This is a genomic window from Lachnospiraceae bacterium GAM79 (assembly GCA_020735665.1).
Taxonomy (GTDB): Bacteria; Bacillota; Clostridia; order Lachnospirales; family Lachnospiraceae; genus Coprococcus.
Genome location: CP085928.1, coordinates 404204 through 420860 on the forward strand (window position 1 = coordinate 404204; position 16657 = coordinate 420860).

13 protein-coding genes are annotated in these 16657 nt (G+C 40.4%); 10 read left to right on the forward strand and 3 right to left on the reverse strand.

Annotated elements, in window-relative coordinates:
- Positions 1-32: 32 nt before the first annotated feature.
- From LK416_01850 to LK416_01860, 3 genes are read right to left on the reverse strand one after another with little or no spacing between them, the layout of a single operon-like run.
- Positions 33-638, reverse strand: coding sequence for an L-2-amino-thiazoline-4-carboxylic acid hydrolase (locus LK416_01850; protein ID UEA74950.1), 606 nt, complete (start codon positions 636-638; stop codon positions 33-35).
- A gap of 21 nt (positions 639-659) precedes the next feature.
- Positions 660-1490: a class I SAM-dependent methyltransferase gene (locus LK416_01855; protein ID UEA74951.1), complete on the reverse strand. Its 831-nt coding sequence runs from the start codon at positions 1488-1490 to the stop codon at positions 660-662.
- A complete protein-coding gene (locus LK416_01860) occupies positions 1477-2142 on the reverse strand; it encodes a TetR/AcrR family transcriptional regulator (protein UEA74952.1) in 666 nt (221 codons plus the stop codon). The genes LK416_01855 and LK416_01860 overlap by 14 nt, the downstream gene beginning before the upstream one ends.
- Positions 2143-2360: 218 nt before the next feature.
- Between LK416_01860 and LK416_01865 the strand changes: the two genes are divergently transcribed.
- The 10 genes from LK416_01865 (at position 2361) to LK416_01910 (ending at position 16596) form a co-directional block, all read left to right on the forward strand.
- Positions 2361-3293 (forward strand): DDE-type integrase/transposase/recombinase, encoded by a 933-nt coding sequence (locus LK416_01865; protein UEA74953.1) that lies wholly within the window; start codon positions 2361-2363, stop codon positions 3291-3293.
- Positions 3294-3450: 157 nt separating this feature from the next.
- Entirely contained in the window at positions 3451-6270 is a 2820-nt protein-coding gene (locus LK416_01870; protein ID UEA74954.1) for a CDP-glycerol glycerophosphotransferase family protein, read from the forward strand.
- A gap of 189 nt (positions 6271-6459) precedes the next feature.
- The gene (locus tag LK416_01875; protein UEA74955.1) at positions 6460-9750 is read left to right on the forward strand and encodes a leucine-rich repeat protein; all 3291 of its coding nucleotides are present in this window, start codon (positions 6460-6462) and stop codon (positions 9748-9750) included.
- Positions 9751-9905: 155 nt separating this feature from the next.
- Complete coding sequence (locus LK416_01880; protein ID UEA74956.1) at positions 9906-10688, forward strand: hypothetical protein; 783 nt, start codon at positions 9906-9908, stop codon at positions 10686-10688.
- A gap of 143 nt (positions 10689-10831) precedes the next feature.
- Positions 10832-12259 carry a polyamine ABC transporter ATP-binding protein gene (potA, locus tag LK416_01885; GenBank protein ID UEA74957.1) on the forward strand — a complete coding sequence of 476 codons (1428 nt, stop codon included), beginning with the start codon at positions 10832-10834 and terminating at the stop codon, positions 12257-12259.
- Between the two features lie 22 nt (positions 12260-12281).
- Complete coding sequence (locus LK416_01890; protein UEA74958.1) at positions 12282-13079, forward strand: ABC transporter permease; 798 nt, start codon at positions 12282-12284, stop codon at positions 13077-13079.
- The gene (locus tag LK416_01895) at positions 13079-13891 is read left to right on the forward strand and encodes an ABC transporter permease (protein UEA74959.1); all 813 of its coding nucleotides are present in this window, start codon (positions 13079-13081) and stop codon (positions 13889-13891) included. The genes LK416_01890 and LK416_01895 overlap by 1 nt, the downstream gene beginning before the upstream one ends.
- Positions 13884-15482 carry an ABC transporter substrate-binding protein gene (locus LK416_01900; protein ID UEA74960.1) on the forward strand — a complete coding sequence of 533 codons (1599 nt, stop codon included), beginning with the start codon at positions 13884-13886 and terminating at the stop codon, positions 15480-15482. The genes LK416_01895 and LK416_01900 overlap by 8 nt, the downstream gene beginning before the upstream one ends.
- Before the next feature lie 405 nt (positions 15483-15887).
- Positions 15888-16214, forward strand: coding sequence for a nucleotidyltransferase domain-containing protein (locus LK416_01905; GenBank protein ID UEA74961.1), 327 nt, complete (start codon positions 15888-15890; stop codon positions 16212-16214).
- Entirely contained in the window at positions 16207-16596 is a 390-nt protein-coding gene (locus LK416_01910) for a HEPN domain-containing protein (GenBank protein UEA74962.1), read from the forward strand. Before LK416_01905 ends, LK416_01910 begins: the two co-directional genes overlap by 8 nt.
- Positions 16597-16657 lie beyond the last annotated feature (61 nt).

The following is a 16657-nucleotide window of genomic DNA, read 5'->3' on the forward strand; positions in this document are numbered from 1 at the left end:
ATTATGCTAATTTGTACATATCGTTTTTCGATTTATTTTCTACTGTATCTGAAATCGCAGAGATCTGCGCCCTCAGCGATCGTCTTCGTCCGGGTGAGTTTCATTTGCATCATATCCGCGAGAACATAGTCCATCCGACAGAGATATTTCGCCAGTTCAAAGCATCCTTCATCCCGACAGAGATTACAGATACCGCAGGTATGATAGTCGTAGCCAAGTTCAAAATCATCTTGAGGAGTTCCCTCAATGATATCAACGACCCAGTCATTTTCATATCGGCGCAAATGAGAATCTGCTGACCATTTCAGTCTGCCCGGCATCTTCTTTTTATCAAGATAGCTGTCGGCATTTCCAACCGCTATATGAAACAGCTTGTTGGCAGATAAGCCGTTCTTGTACAGCTCATAGCAGACTTCCGGTGACAGGGATGTCTTACGATTCAAGGCAATAAAATATGCGCCCATGCAATAGGAGCTCATAAGTCTGGATTTGCCGATGCCCTTTGCATTTTTGATAATAGATACATATTCCTGCTTGATTGCTTCTTTATCAATATCCAGTTGTTGTTTTGCTGCCTGCTTCATACAGGAGTTGTGATAGAAATATCCAAATAATTTCTGAGTGAATCCATATTCCATATCGAGATGCCTCCATATTTTTTAGTCAAATTCCAATTCGATGATCTGGCACATTTTTGATCGATCCAGATAACGGAAAACTATATTTGTAATAAAACCATAGCGCTTGTCCAGCGGACGGTAACCTGTCAGATATGGGTTGCTCACTGCAGATGAGATATGACCACTCCATTCCTTTAAAGTATGTACATCGTCTACGCTGAAGTACACATTGATATCTTTCATTTCAAAGCCCTTTAACCAGGTCTTCAGCATACTTTTCAGTCCTTTTTTCTTCGTTGCATCAAAGACCAGTTTTCCACCGATGAAATGTTCTGCCATGGCGGTAAACAGCTTTTCCACATCGGCCTTTTTAAAGTAGTAGAATACGCCGGATGCAAAGAATACGATGCCATCTTCAGGGTGGAAATCGATCTGATCGAACCAGGATATATCGTTCAGATCACAGGCAATGTTGAACTCCCGTTCATGGTTGCCGAGCAGCTCGTTCCGGATCGCAATGGTATCCGGAAAATCCAGATTGTAGCCTTTGACCTTTCCGTTATCGACCTGGTGGAATGTGGTGTCAAGGCCACAGCCGAGGTTTACAACACAGGCATTTGGGTGTGCATTCAGATAAGCACGACAGGCGCTTGCCATATCATATTGTCTGGTCGCACCCATAATGCAGCCGATATTTCCCAGCATACCTTTCATATTGTCCGGAACTGTAAAATCAATTCTATTGAAAAGCGCCTGGCAGTCATGATCCATGAAGAGATCCGGATAGAGATCCATAGCATATTTTCTTCCATACAGAGGAATCAACAGTGTTTCCTGTACGGTTCCTTTTTCAATCTTAATTTTTTCCATGTTCTGGGTCCTCCTGTTTTCTTATTCCAAGTTCCGCTTCCAGTCCGTGAAGCAGAATATTCATTGCCTCTAAAAATGCCTGTTTGCTCTCAGATGTGATTCCGTTCTTACAGTCATCATCTGCGATTAAATCGCAGACCATAGAGAATTCGGAAGATGAGAGCATGTATATCGTTTTCTCCGATAACATATTTGATGCCAGCCCGCGTCTGTATAATTCTGAATAATACTGCAGGCTGAATGGGACGCAGCGGTCGATATAGATTTTACGAAAACGGTTCAGATATGTACCTGAATCATTTTTCAGCAGCATATGAAATAACTGCATGTCACCTTCTAACAGTTCGAAGGTGCGGACCGATATTCGTGAATATAAGATCTGAATCAGCTGGTCATCAGACATGGCAGAAAAATCTATATTTAACATGGATTCTGTGAGTTGCATAAGTTTATTGCCACTTTCAGCAAAAATCTCTTCAAACATATCCTCCTTACCGGAGAAGTGCTTATAGATCGCTCCCGGGGTTATACCTGCCCGTGCTGCAATTTTTCGCATTGAAGCATCCTGATAACCATATTCCAAAAAGATTTCTCTGGCACTTGTAAGGATGGCTTCTCTTGTTGCTTTTGTACTTTCTCGGATTGTTCTCACTCCTTTTTGCTCAAATGGTAAACACTGTTTACTTTATAGCACAGATCATAAATGAAATCAAGAGAATAATGAATATAAGATTAAAACGCTGAATACAGCCAATATCTTTGTAGGATTACAATACATGTGTTACAACTGAATATAAAAAAAGCAGAGATGCTTCTTTTGTGTTATATTTTAGTCACCACAACAAAAAAACAAAAAAGGAGTTCTCTGCTATGGCTACTATAACACAAGATATGCGGTATCGTCTATCCTTAATCAAATACGCTGAAAGGTTTGGTGTCACCAAAGCTGCTATCAAATATAAAACCAACCGTCAATACATTTATCGTTGGAAACGACGTTATGATGGTTCTATTGAGTCCCTTCGTGACCGCTCTCGCAGACCCCATCATCATCCAAACCAACATACCCCTGAAGAGATCAAGCTGATCTTTGATATGCGCAGACGCAATCCCAATGCCGGTCTTGTTGTCTTTTGGGTTAAACTCAAGCAGCGTGGTTACTCCCGTTCCATCCCTGGACTATACAGATTTCTCCGTAAGCAGGGAATTATGGCAGTTCATCCGCCAAATCCTAAATATATTCCAAAGCCTTACGAACAGATGGATTATCCGGGACAACGCATACAGGTTGATGTAAAATTTGTTCCTTCTGCATGCCTCAAAAACCCCAAGGTCATCGGCAAACAATTCTTTCAGTATACTGCCATTGACGAGTATTCCAGATGGCGTTTCGTAGAGGCTTTTGAAGAACACAACACGTATTCTTCTGCTATGTTTATAGAGCATCTGGTGAAAGCCTTTCCGTTACCCATTCAATGTATCCAAACTGATAATGGAGCAGAATTTACAAATCGTTTTACCACTCACCGTGATAAACCCACACTATTTCAGGTGCATCTGAAGCAGCATGGGATTCGCCATAAAGTTATACGACCCTTTACACCACGACATAACGGGAAAGTTGAAAGAAGCCACCGAAAGGATAATGAGCGTTTTTATGCAACTCATACTTTTTATTCTTTTGAGGACTTTGCCAAACAGTTGAAAGTGTATAATCGCAGGGATTATAACAACTTTCCTATGCGTCCATTAGGATGGAAATCTCCAAATCAGGTACTAAAGGATTATCTGGCATCTGTGTAACATATGTTTGACAAACCTACAAAAACGCTGAATACAGCCAATATCTTGCACTTGCGTTATATGTAAAATTTATGTACAATATTACTGTATGTCTATTTGTAAGTTGACATAAGTCTAAATGCGTATGAAGTAATAGAAAAGTGCAGGAGAAATGAAAATGAAATTATCGATTATTTGCTATTTGTCGGATGATAAGAAATTAAATCAGACAACAGTGGAAGCACTTGAGAAAATGGCATCCTATAGTCTGGAGCATGACAATCAGGTTACAGTCGCAGGAAAGCATGTTGATAAGAAATATAATAATGGTAAAAAAGACTCGGTAACAGCTTCCTATGAGGTGGAGGTTATTTTAAATACAGATCGTGTACAGGACGATCGTTCATGGTATGAAAATGTTATTACCAGAATCGGCAATCATGCATTTACAAGTAAAGTAAATAAAGAAACGTATGTATCCGAGCAGGACGCACACCAGAAGATGGCAGAGAAGGCTTCCGGTGATTATATTATGATCATACATGCAGGTGATGATATCTCGTCGAATCTGGCAGAAGTATTTGTAAAAGGAAATGTTCACTGCTATGACATGGACACATATATGATAACAAAGGCGTTTCATGATGAGACATTTGGAGCGTTTCGTAATTATAAAAAGGTTACGGATGGAGAGGATATCAAATCCTTTTACATTATTGATCTGAAAAGTAAGTATGACTGTTTTCCATTTGGATTTGGTGGCGTGATCATCCGTGCAGAAGCATTCAAAAAGCAGTCGGTTGATCCGGCTCTTGGACTGGAGGCAGAACGGGATTTTATGCTTCGATTGATGGCGAAGACGATGAAGACATGTTTTCTGCCATATGCGACATTAACAGCGTATGAGTATGAAGAACACGATAATATATTCTATCGCGGACTGTATATGAGAGAGTGGTATTTTGAATCAGTTACTGATTTTTGGATGCCGTTTTTACAGGAAATGAAGGTGACATACGGAAGTATTCCGGTATTTATCCAGTATAATTTCATGTATTCCGTTATGGCGAGATTTAATGGAAATATGGATAACAAGAACAAGCATGTGATCGAAGAAGGCCATGGTGAAGAATATCTGGAACTGATCGGACAGGCGCTTCGTCTGATCGAAGAAAATATCATGCTGAACCGGAATAAGGTTGTAGATTGTATCACCGGTGATACGATGAAATGGGTATACGGAATCCTTCGAAACGGAAAAGATTATAAGTTTGAACGCTTCTTCCTTGCCGGAAAGATTTACTATGGAATCGGAGATACATTATTTAATTCTTTGATGAGTCTTTCCACAAATATATTGTTTATAAATTACAGAGACGGCATGTTGGAAATTGACGGTACGGTTCATCCAATCTTGTATTCGATGGTGGATGAAGTGTATTTCCGTTATAACAATAAGAAATATAAGATTCAGTACAATGAAAGATATGGTTTGACAAAGGCATTTGGTGCGGCAATCTGTAAGAGACATTCGTTTCATCTGTCAATCCCTGTCAAGGATAAATCAGAGTCTGAGTTATTCTGTGAAGCAGCGATCGGAAACCAGTTAGAGCCGATCAATATTCGCTATCCATCGCATTTCAGCCGTGTCTGCAATGCCTTTGGAAGCAGCCATTGGGTATTCGGGGATAACAGAGAATACATGATGACAGCGGAACGAAAGGGTATCATCATCCGTAAGGTCAATAAACGGCAGAAGTTTATTAAAGAACTGAAGCTGTTAAAAGATATGCTGTTGAAGAATAACTACACCAGAAAATATGCATTACTTAGAGTCCTGTATTTTATCTGCAGACCATTTATGACCGGAAAGCCGATCTGGATGTATATTGATAAAATCTATAAGGGTGGAGATTCTTCCGAATATCTGTACAAATATGCAAGTGCGCAGAATAAGAAGATCAAGCATTATTATCTGGTCGATAAAAAGAGTACGGATTATAAGCGTTTGAAAAAAGAGGGATACAAGCCACTGGTTCGTGACTCTTTAAAGCACAGACTTATATTCCTGTATGCGGATATGATGGTTATATCGAACTCAACAGTATACGCATTTAACGGATATACACTTACAAATTCATCCTACATCAGAGATTTGACGCATTTCCATGTCTGCTGTGTTCAGCATGGTATGTCAGTTCAGAAGATCGCGATCGCACAGAACAGACTTCGTGATAATACCAGATTATATTTCTGTGCATCGAAGTATGAGATCGAAAATCTGTCACGACCGGTATACGATTACGTTGGCTATGATGCATTGAAGCTGACGGGAGTGCCACGATATGATGGATTGAAGGATCGTGCAAAGAAGCAGATCATGATCAGCCCGACCTGGAGAATGCAGGCAGCGATGCCGGTTCGTACCAGTGAGAGCGAACAGCGGGATTACAATCCACTGTTCAAGGAATCAGAATATTTCAAGGTGTTTAATGCACTCATCAATGATAAGCGTCTGATCGATGCTGCCGAGAAATATGGATACCGCATCAAGTATGTTCTGCATCCAATCGTAAGCTCACAGGTAGATGACTTTGACAAGAATGATTTTGTGGATATTGTTCCGGCAGTTGGTGATATGAGTTATGAGGATATGTTCTGTGAGTCCAGTCTGATGGTAACGGACTTCTCAGGAATCCAGTTCGATTTTGCTTATATGAGAAAGCCGTTGGTATATCTGCATCATAAAGATATTCCACAGCATTATGAGGAAGGAACTTTCCATTATGATACGATGGCATTTGGGGAAATTTGCCATGATAATGATGAGCTGATCCATACATTGATCGAGTATATGCAGAACGACTGTAAGATGAAGCCGGAGTATGTAAAACGTGCCGATGACTTCTTCTATTACAGAGATCATAATAACTGTGAGAGAATCTATAAAGAGATGATAGACTATCAGGAGAAGTATGTTCTGACGGAGAATAATTAATAATATAAAAAACAGGCAGTTACAGGTATTTCGTATGGATATACATCCGGAAGAATGGATATATTTATACAGCTTGGAGCTGCCTGATTTTTGTCTGTGGTTCTTCTATATTTATGATTGTGTAAAGTATGGAAGCCGTGATAAAATGTATACTATGTATAAGTTAAAAATGAAAGGGAGTATGTGAGTATGAGAAAATGGAACAGAATTACAACTGCTCTTGCAGGGGTTGTGATTGGTCTTGGGCTGCTCGTGGCACCGGTCGGCGTACAGGCGAGTGAGGAGACCGGGACAACAACACAGACGCCTGTCAACGAGATACAGCAGACGGAACCTGATACAGCAGAGTTAGCCGCGTCAGCTGCAGTGAAGCTGGATGCGGACAAGATCGGGGAGACATCTTCGTATAATGACATGGTGTATGTACCAGAAAAGAATGGTATGTTTTTTTTGCATACGGTAGGGGAAGAAGTATACGACAATTCAAAGCAGTATGAGATCGTCTTTTATGATATGACAAATGAAACATATACAACAGTATATACCAGCAGATATTATATAGAAGATGCATATATGAATGAAGATGCCGTTTATTTTGCGACCACAGATTATAAGAGAAATACAGATGCTTCATCGGATTCATACAGCTATGCCTGTCAGGTAGAGATTGACAGTTATAATTTTAAGACAGGAGCAGAAAAACAGCAGAATTTTGATACATTTAATGTAAATGGATATTGGGCAAATCTTATATCAGCGCTCGGTGTAGATGGAGCGGGCAGATATTATATAGCAACACACGAGGATGAATTATATTTGTTCAGTCCGGATGGTAAGCTGTTGAGCCAGAAAGGCGGAGCAGAGGATATATATGAATTCCTGGGCTTCGATCAGACGAATGGAAACTTTTACTATCTGGGGCAAGAGAACTGGAGATACTGGGGCTTCGATCACAGCATGGCGAGCCTGAAAGCAGGAAAAGTGAACCGTGATAATTCCATCACGATCAAGGGTGCGAACATGATGTATCTGTATCAGTTTGGCTGGTTTACGCATAAGACACCGGTACGGATGCTGAATGGACGATATCTTGCTACATTATCTACATTTAATGGAGAGATCTGTGCACTGGTGGATTCCAATCAATATGATATCAATGATGTCACAGAGAGTTCGACCAGTATCAGCCTGATCGACAGTAGCGTATCAGTATCACCAATCAATATTGCAAATAAAAATGCTTTAAAGATGGCATTTTATACAGCTGATTCTGACTATGGCGATGATGAAAATTTTGATCTTTCCAGTATCGGACCAAGATGTGTATTAAATAGTGCCGGAACCTCTTTGATTGCAAAAACAGATAAAAAAGTACTGACAGAATATGATATTGCAACGAACAAAGAAAAGATCCGTATGCAGACTACATATCCTGTATACACGTTTTTTATGGATAAGAATAACAACTGTGTTGTGATAGAAAAAAAGGATAGTAATTATTATCTCGAAACCTTTGACTGGACATATCCGACTAGCTTTAATGTAAATGCACCTGCAAATATGAAGGTTGGAGCATCAGGTACTGTGGTCTGCAGTACAAATGGAGGATTTTCTCTGGATTACACTTATAAGAGTTCGGATCCAAAGGTTGTAAGTGTAGATCAGAAAGGAAATCTGAATGCATGGAAAAAAGGAACTGCTAAGATCACGATCAGTGCATCGCTGATCAATGTGAAGAAGACGATCACGGTCAAAGTAACAGACTCGACATTGTCAAAGAGCGGAAATGCATATAAATCGACGGGGGCGGTAGGAGCAGTATCAGCTACGATGCACCAGAGTATCAATTCAGGATATACATATGGAAATGTCCAGACGGCCTATCTGAATGCCAGAGCGGATGGAACCTTTGAACGTATAGAGTACATCCGTGGCTCTGTTATTCGTGAAGTTTATGATTCATCCTATCGGTTAAAGAGCCAGAAAAAGATTAAATGCGAACTCCCGCTATTTGGTGGATATTATAGCGGTGAGAAATACAACTATCTTGTATTTGGCCAGTCAAATCCAAAGGAGAGCAAGAAGAAGGAAGTAATCCGTGTCGTTAAATATGATAAGAACTGGAAAAGGCTTGGCAATTGTAAGATTAAGGGAGCCAATACCTATACTCCGTTTAATGCAGGCGGACTTTCGATGACGGAGACGGCTGGTAAATTATATATACATACCTGTCATACGATGTTTGCCAGTGACGACGGATATCATCATCAGGCAAACTGCACCTTTGTAGTAAATGAGAACAGCATGAAGCTGGTAGATTCGTATTATGGTGTAATGAATCTGTCAGAAGGTTATGTCAGCCATTCCTTTGCACAGCAGATTGCAACCGATGGAACCTATATTTACCGGGCAGATCTGGGGGATGCATATCCGAGAGGGATTGCACTTACAGCAACGGAGGTGAGTAAAAAGGTTGGAGAACCATCTATGTATGGAACCGTTATCTCTATACCGGGGTATGAAGGAAATAATTATACAGGTTATACATTAAATGATCTGAAGCTTGGAGATAATAATTATATTCTGACAGGAACCGGTATTAAAAGCGAAAAGACATCAGTAACGAACGTCTACATTAATGCGGGGTCCAAGACAAAATTACAAAATGATGCTACATGGATCACAAACTATACAGCCAAGGATAAGATCACAGTTATGAATCCAAAGCTTGTGAAGATCAGTGGTTCCCAGTTCCTTCTGTTATGGGAAGAAAAGAATACAAAGAAAAATACATATACGACAAAGATGGTGCTGTTAGACGAAGCCGGAAATAAAGCATCAGCAATCTGCGCATCACCACTTGCACTTGCCATGTGTGAACCGGTCGTTACAAAATCCGGTATGGTTGTATGGTATGTCACAAATAATGGTTCTCCTGTATTTGTAGAGATCAATCCATACCAGTTATCCAAGGTACAGACAAAGTCCAAGCGCGTGAAAACTTTCAAGAAGGATAATACTTTATCATTTGATAATACAGTAAAGACAGGATATCGGAAAGGTGATGTCGTGATCAAAAATAAGATGATCTATAAGATCACTTCTTCAAAGACGGTTGCCTTTGGTGGAGTAACCTCGAATTCAGTTACGACACTTTCGATTCCTAAGACCGTGAAGCTTGGTAAGAAGACCTATCAGGTAACAGCGATCGCATCTCGTGCCTGTGTAAACAGAACGAAGCTGAAAAAGGTTACAATAGGCGCAAATGTAACAAAGATCGGCAGTTATGCATTTTCCGGCTGTAAGAATCTGAAGACAGTTACGATCAAGTCGAAAAAGTTAAAAGCATCTTCAGTAGGATCGAAGGCATTTACAAAGATTCAGGCAAAGGCTACGATCAAGGTTCCGAAAGGAAAGAAGACGGTATATAAGAAGTTCCTGTTAAAAAAGGGAATTACAAAGAAGATGAAGATAAAATAGAGAGCCGGAGATTTCTGTAGTCGATGAGCTGTCAGGCATTTATATGTCTGACAGCATTTTCTTTTATGAGAAAGGAATGACCTGTAAAGTAAAAATAATACGCTAAGTATAAAAGAATATGATATTGTCCAGAATATAGAAAAAGGGTGGTGGACATGTACGTGAAAAGATCAGCGAAGATATACATGGTGCTGCTTGTCTGGATCGCAGCAGCATTGCAGTTTTTTATAAATGAGAAAATGGACATAGAAGAAGTATTTGCCGGAGTGCGGGAGGCAGATGCACAGAGGCAGATCGATGCGGATGTGAGTGCATGGGGTGTGTATCAGGTGTCTCATTCTCGTCTGGCGCCGACAGCAATAAAAAATCTCCTGTTAAATACGGCTGAATATTTTGGCTTAACTTCCGGTGAACTGACAATCACCGGACAGGATGATTCTATAACAACATTTCAAAGTAACGCGGAAAGTGAGTCCTGGAGGATCACTTTTCTTGTTGATTCTAATACCGGTCAGAGTTATCTGATCTTTCATACGGACAATATAGAAGCAGTTGACCGGATTCATACGTTTTATAATGATCTGAATATTGATGAGACAGTGAGCGTCGAAGCAGATCTTTCTTTGCAGACAGCAGAGAGTGTGATGCAGAAGAAGACACATCCGGCAGAAATGAAAAAGATATCAGATACAGACTTGTTCGAGCAGCCGTCAGGGAAGGACACATTATTAGAAAAATTGCTGGCTGAGCTTCCGGTCACAGGGCTTACGCAGACTCCGGATGGCTGGTACGGGCGGCTGAATTCCAGCGTGCATCTGAGTGATCTGGCAGTGAATAAAAATGTTCGGCTTCAGGGGACGGATTACGGTTCGGTTCATCTTCAATTCGGCGATAAGACAGATCTGGTCAGGTTGTATGCGTCGGTTCTCAGACGATGAAATTTCAGATGTAAAATTTACACAAAACCTAAGAAAAATAACACGAAATATATATTAATTTTCTCCCGGATATGTTAGAATTAGTTGATTTTTGTCTAATGATAAAAATTACAAATAACTTGAAAAGGAGAGTGTATAAATAATTGGAAAACATTATTGAGTTAAAGCATATCACAAAAAATTTTGATGATAACTTTACGGCTGTGGATGACTTTAATCTGGAGGTACAGCGTGGGGAGTTTGTAACCTTTTTAGGGCCGTCCGGTTGTGGTAAGACGACCACACTTCGAATGATAGCCGGTTTTGAGATGCCGACAGAGGGGGAGATCTTATTAAATGGTAAGGACATCAGCAAGTTACCACCAAATAAGCGCCCGATCAATACGGTATTTCAGAGATATGCATTGTTTCCACATTTAAATATTTATGACAATATTGCATTTGGTCTGAAGCTGAAAAAGCTTCCAAAGGCTGAGATTGAAAAGAAAGTAAAAAAGGCCCTTGAGATGGTAGATCTTGAGGGATTTGAAGATAGACGCGTTCAGACATTGTCCGGTGGACAGCAGCAGAGAATCGCGATCGCACGTTCACTGGTAAATGAGCCGGAGATCCTGCTGCTTGATGAGCCGCTAGGTGCGCTGGATCTGAAGATGAGAAAAGAGATGCAGCTCGAATTAAAGGGAATGCATGAGAGACTGGGAATCACCTTTATCTATGTAACCCATGATCAGGAAGAAGCGCTTACAATGTCAGATAAGATCGTTGTAATGTCAGAAGGCCGTATCCAGCAGATCGGTACGCCGGAGGATATTTACAATGAGCCGAAGAACGCATTTGTTGCCGACTTTATCGGAGAAAGCAACATTTTTAATGGAATCATGACAGACAAATTAAAGGTTCGTTTCTGCGGTGCGGAATTCGAATGTCTGGATGATGTAGAACATGGAACACAGGTGGATGTCGTAGTACGTCCGGAGGATATCCTGATCGTGCCACCGGAGCAGGGAGCAGTAAAAGGAACGGTTATCTCTGTGGTATTTAAAGGTGTTCATTATGAGATCACAGTACAGTCCGGTAAAAATGAGATCGTGATACAGTCCACAAAGTCTGCAAAGGTAGGCGACATGGTTGGACTGAATGTAGAACCGGATGGTATTCATGTTATGCCTGCGGAGAAAGCACTGAACCGCATCGAGACAGGAGTTGACAAATATTATAAGCTGGAATTCTTAGATGGTGAGCTTGAGTGTGATCTGAGTAAGATCGTTCCGTCGTCTCATTATGAGGATGGTGTATTAATGGATGCGTCCGGAGATGTCATCGATTATGAGCGGCTCAAGGTGATCTTAACGATCAAGCCGGATGATATTACGATGAGTGATGATCAGGAGGAAGGTATCATATCCGGTCATATCATTAACCTGATCTATAAAGGAGACCACTACAGCTATGTAGTCCGTACGGAGAATGAGGAAGACTTCATTGTTCACGATGAATATCTCTGGAATATGGATGACTTTGTCAGCCTTGTGATTCCAAAGGATAAGATCCACTTTGAACTTAAGAAATAACCGAAAGCAAAAGGAGACAGAGATGAGTACATTACGTTTTTCCAGAAAACAACTGTGTGTGCCATATGCATTGTTCCTGATATGCTTTGTGGTTGCACCGCTTATAGTCATTATATATTATGCATTTACAAATGGAGAGGGGCAGTTTTCGCTGGAGAACCTGACAGGATTCTTCACCAGTCCGAACACGATCGGAACCCTTGCCTACAGCTTTGCGATCGCCTGTGTATCGACGGCAGCAGCTTTGTTGCTGGCGTACCCGATCGCCTATATACTTGCCAGAAGTGAATGGAAGAAAAAGTCGATCATTGTTATGATCTTCGTTCTTCCGATGTGGATCAATTTTACGTTAAGACTGACTGCTTTAAAAGAAGTCTTGACGTTGATCGAGCATAATCTGGCATATTATCCGTTTTTGAATTCCGTGATCGGTATGGTATATGATTTTCTTCCATTTATGATCCTGCCGATCTATACAACATTGATGAAGTTAGATAACAGTCTGTTAGAAGCAGCAAATGATCTGGGTGCGAGCTCTGTTCAGACATTTTTAAAGGTGACGCTTCCGTTATCTGTTCCGGGTATCATCAGTGGTATCGTGATGGTATTCCTTCCGTCTATGACGAACTATGTTGTATTGGATATGTTGTATAACAGCACTTATGTTATGGGTAGCCTGATAGGTAGCTATTTTGCTGCATACGATTGGCACAATGGATCCATGATCGCACTGGTGCTTCTGTTGATCATATTAATCTTTACTCTCTTTACAAATAAATATGAGGGAGAAGACAACAACAGAGGAGGTGCATTGTTATAATGAAAAAAGGATTTCGGGTTGTTTTTATTATATTGATGTTGGTGATCCTCTATCTGCCGATTCTGATCCTTGCAGTTTATAGTTTTACGGATTCGGCAAATATCGGAACAATACACGGATTTTCCGTTCAGAATTATATTACGTTATTTACAAAGCCTGAGCTTGCAGATATGATCTGGGGTACGGTTCTTCTTGCGGTTGGATCTGCATTGATTGCCACTCTGCTTGGAACATTGGGTGCGATCGGTGCATTTTATTCCAAGAAACTTGCATCGGGGATCGTATCTGCGATGAATCAGGTTCCGGTTGTAAATGCAGATGTTGTAACCGGTTTTTCAATCTGTATCCTGCTGATCGTAGTATTTGGTGTCAGTAAGGAATCCTATGTGCCGCTGGTCGTTGGACATGTTGTGCTGTCTGCCCCGTTTGTCTATCTGTCAGTTGTACCGAAGCTAAAGCAGATGGATGGAAGCCTGTATGAGGCAGCTATGGATCTGGGTGCATCACCATTTACCGCACTGGTAAAAGTAGTCCTTCCACAGATCCTGCCGGGGGTGATTTCAGGATTTGCACTGGCAATTACCCTGTCATTAGACGATTATTTCATTGCAAGCTATACGAAGCCTGCGACCTTTGATACGATCAGTACTTATGTCGTAAATGCGACGAAAGGATCTCAGACAGAGATCAAGACTGCTTTATGGGCGTTATCAACAGTGATCTTCGTGATCGTTATACTGATCGTTGTTGGTATGAATATGACATCAAAGGCAAAGGCGAGAGCCGGAAAGGCAGGTGGCAGATATGAATAAGAAGAAGTTATTCAAAGGATTTGCCGGCTTCTGTGCCGGACTTATGATGCTTACACCTGCGGCTTATCTGGTACATGCGGAGGCAGATAATAATGTGCAGGATCAGACAGAAGCATCTGCCATATCAGATAATACAGGAAGTGATGCAGCAAAGACAGATGCTGCCGATGTACAGAAGTCGGATGATACGATCGTGCTTCGAGTATCCAACTGGGAAGAATATATCGACCTTGGAGAATGGGATGAGGACGAAGTAATCGACCTGGAAGATGGAACCGAGATCTTCGGTGAGAATTCCATGGTGACGGATTTTGAGAACTGGTACTATGAGACATATGGTCAGAAGGTAAAGGTGGAATATTCCTGTTTTGGAACAAATGAAGACCTTTATAACATGCTTACTCTTGGTGATAAATACGATCTGGTTTGTCCATCCGACTACATGATCATGAAGCTGATGGCAGAAGAAAAAGTAGTTCCGTTTTCGGATTCGTTTTATGACACGAGTATAGAGGAAAATTATTATGCAAAGGGAGTATCTCCATATATCAGACAGACCTTTGATGAAAATGAGATCAATGGTGAGAGCTGGAGCAAATATGCAGCCGGATATATGTGGGGTGTAACCGGTATCTTATATAATCCGGAGGAGATAACGGAGGAAGAAGCAGGTACATGGAATATCTTGGATAATCCGAAGTTTGCACGTCAGGTTACGATCAAGGATAATGTGCGTGATTCTTATTTTGCGGCACTTGGTATTTTAAAGCAGGACGAACTGACATCAGAGGAATTCACAAATGCAGATACTTATCATGATGATCTGCTTCGGGTAATGAATGATGTCAGCCCGGAAACGATACAGGAAGTACAGGATCTGCTTCAGGATATGAAGGACAATGTATATTCCTTTGAGACAGACAGTGGTAAGGCAGATATGGTATCCGGCAAGGTACTTGCAAATTATCAGTGGTCCGGTGATGCGGTTTATGCGATGGATCAGGCAGAAGAAGATGATCTTTATCTTGATTTCGCCGTGCCGAAGGAATCTACTAATCTCTGGTTTGATGGCTGGGTGATGTTAAAGGATGGTATCGATGAAGATGCCAGAAAACAACAGGTAGCAGAAAGCTTTGTGAACTTTCTTTCAAGACCGGACAATGCAGTCAGAAATATGTACTACATCGGATATACTTCTGTTATTGCAGGAGGCGAAGATGATAATACAGTATTTGATTATCTGAACTGGAATTATGGTGCGGAAGATGGAGAAGAAGATACAACAGAATATCCGCTTGGTTATTTCTTCAGTGGTGATAATTCGGATCCTGATTACATCATAACAGCTCCGGAGGAGCAGACAAGACGTCAGCTCTATGCCCAGTATCCGGACGAAGCGGCGATCGAGCGAAGTGCGATCATGCAGTACTTTGATGCAGATGCCAGCAAACGGATCAATCAGATGTGGATCAATGTCCGCTGCTATAACATTAAGGATGTAACTCCGCAGGTGTGGGTGATTGTAGTAATATTGATCCTTGCGGCAGCAGGGCTCATCGTGCATTATAAGCGTTCTCATTACCATAGTTAATAGTAAGTTGCAAGTATAGTGCCGGTGATTGACAGAAAGTTTAAAGAATAAAAATAGGAATCTTTTATGTTTTGAACACACAATCGTTAGTTTTTTATTTGACTTTTGTGGAACAAGATATGAAGGGTTCCTCTTTTTTGTGGGCGTTACCAGGTCAGTGCGAAATCAAATAATGCAAAATTATCACGGATATTTTCTGACCGGGTTGATACCGGATGACACGAATCCGAAGAAATGGACGAATGAAAGCTGTCCAAAGCATGAATAATAAGATGAAATAATTTTTCAGTGATATTTGAGGAATTTTGGGATTATAATAGATTTAAATGGCATTAATAAATAAAAAATGTTATTATAACTACATAATATATGAATAAAAATAATCAGGAACAGGAGGAAAATTTTATGACAAGACAGGAAGTTTTAATGACCTTTGCACAGGGTACTAAAAAAATATTGGAAAATAATTTCTCTAAAATTATTGTCTATGGTTCTTATGCTCGTGGTGATTATAAGGAAAATTCAGATATTGATGTTATGATATTAACCCCCTTTTCAAAAGAAGAAATAGAACAAGTCGAGAACAAAATTTTTGATCTTGCTTTTGAATTAGAATTGGAATCAGGCATTGTGATTAATCCTGTTCTGGAAAATGAGGAACATTATAAATATTGGTTGGGGGCATTGCCGTTTTTTGATAATGTAGAGAAGGAGGGGATAGTAATTGGATGAGAGACAAAAGAATTTAAGTAATTATCGAATTGCTGAAGCTGAAGATAGTTTGAAAGTAGCAGCACATTGTTTAAAAGAAGGTTTGTATAAGGATTCGATTAATCGGTCTTACTATGCTGCATTTTATGCAGTAAAAGCTATATTGGCGTTGAGTACAGTTGATTTTAAGCGTCATAAAGATGTTATGGGATACTTTAATAAAGAATATGTGGCTAAAGAAATATTTCCGCGTGAAATAGGAAGAAAGCTTGGAACGCTACAAAGAGTACGTGAAAAAAGTGATTATGATGATTTCTATATTGCGTCGCGAGAAAAAGCGGAAGAACAGTTTCAGACAGCGAAGCTGGTTATTGGTGAGGTAAAAAAATATTTGGAGGAGTAATAAAGATAATGATAATAATAGAAGCCTAGGAGAAATTTCTCCCAGGCTTCTATTTTGGATA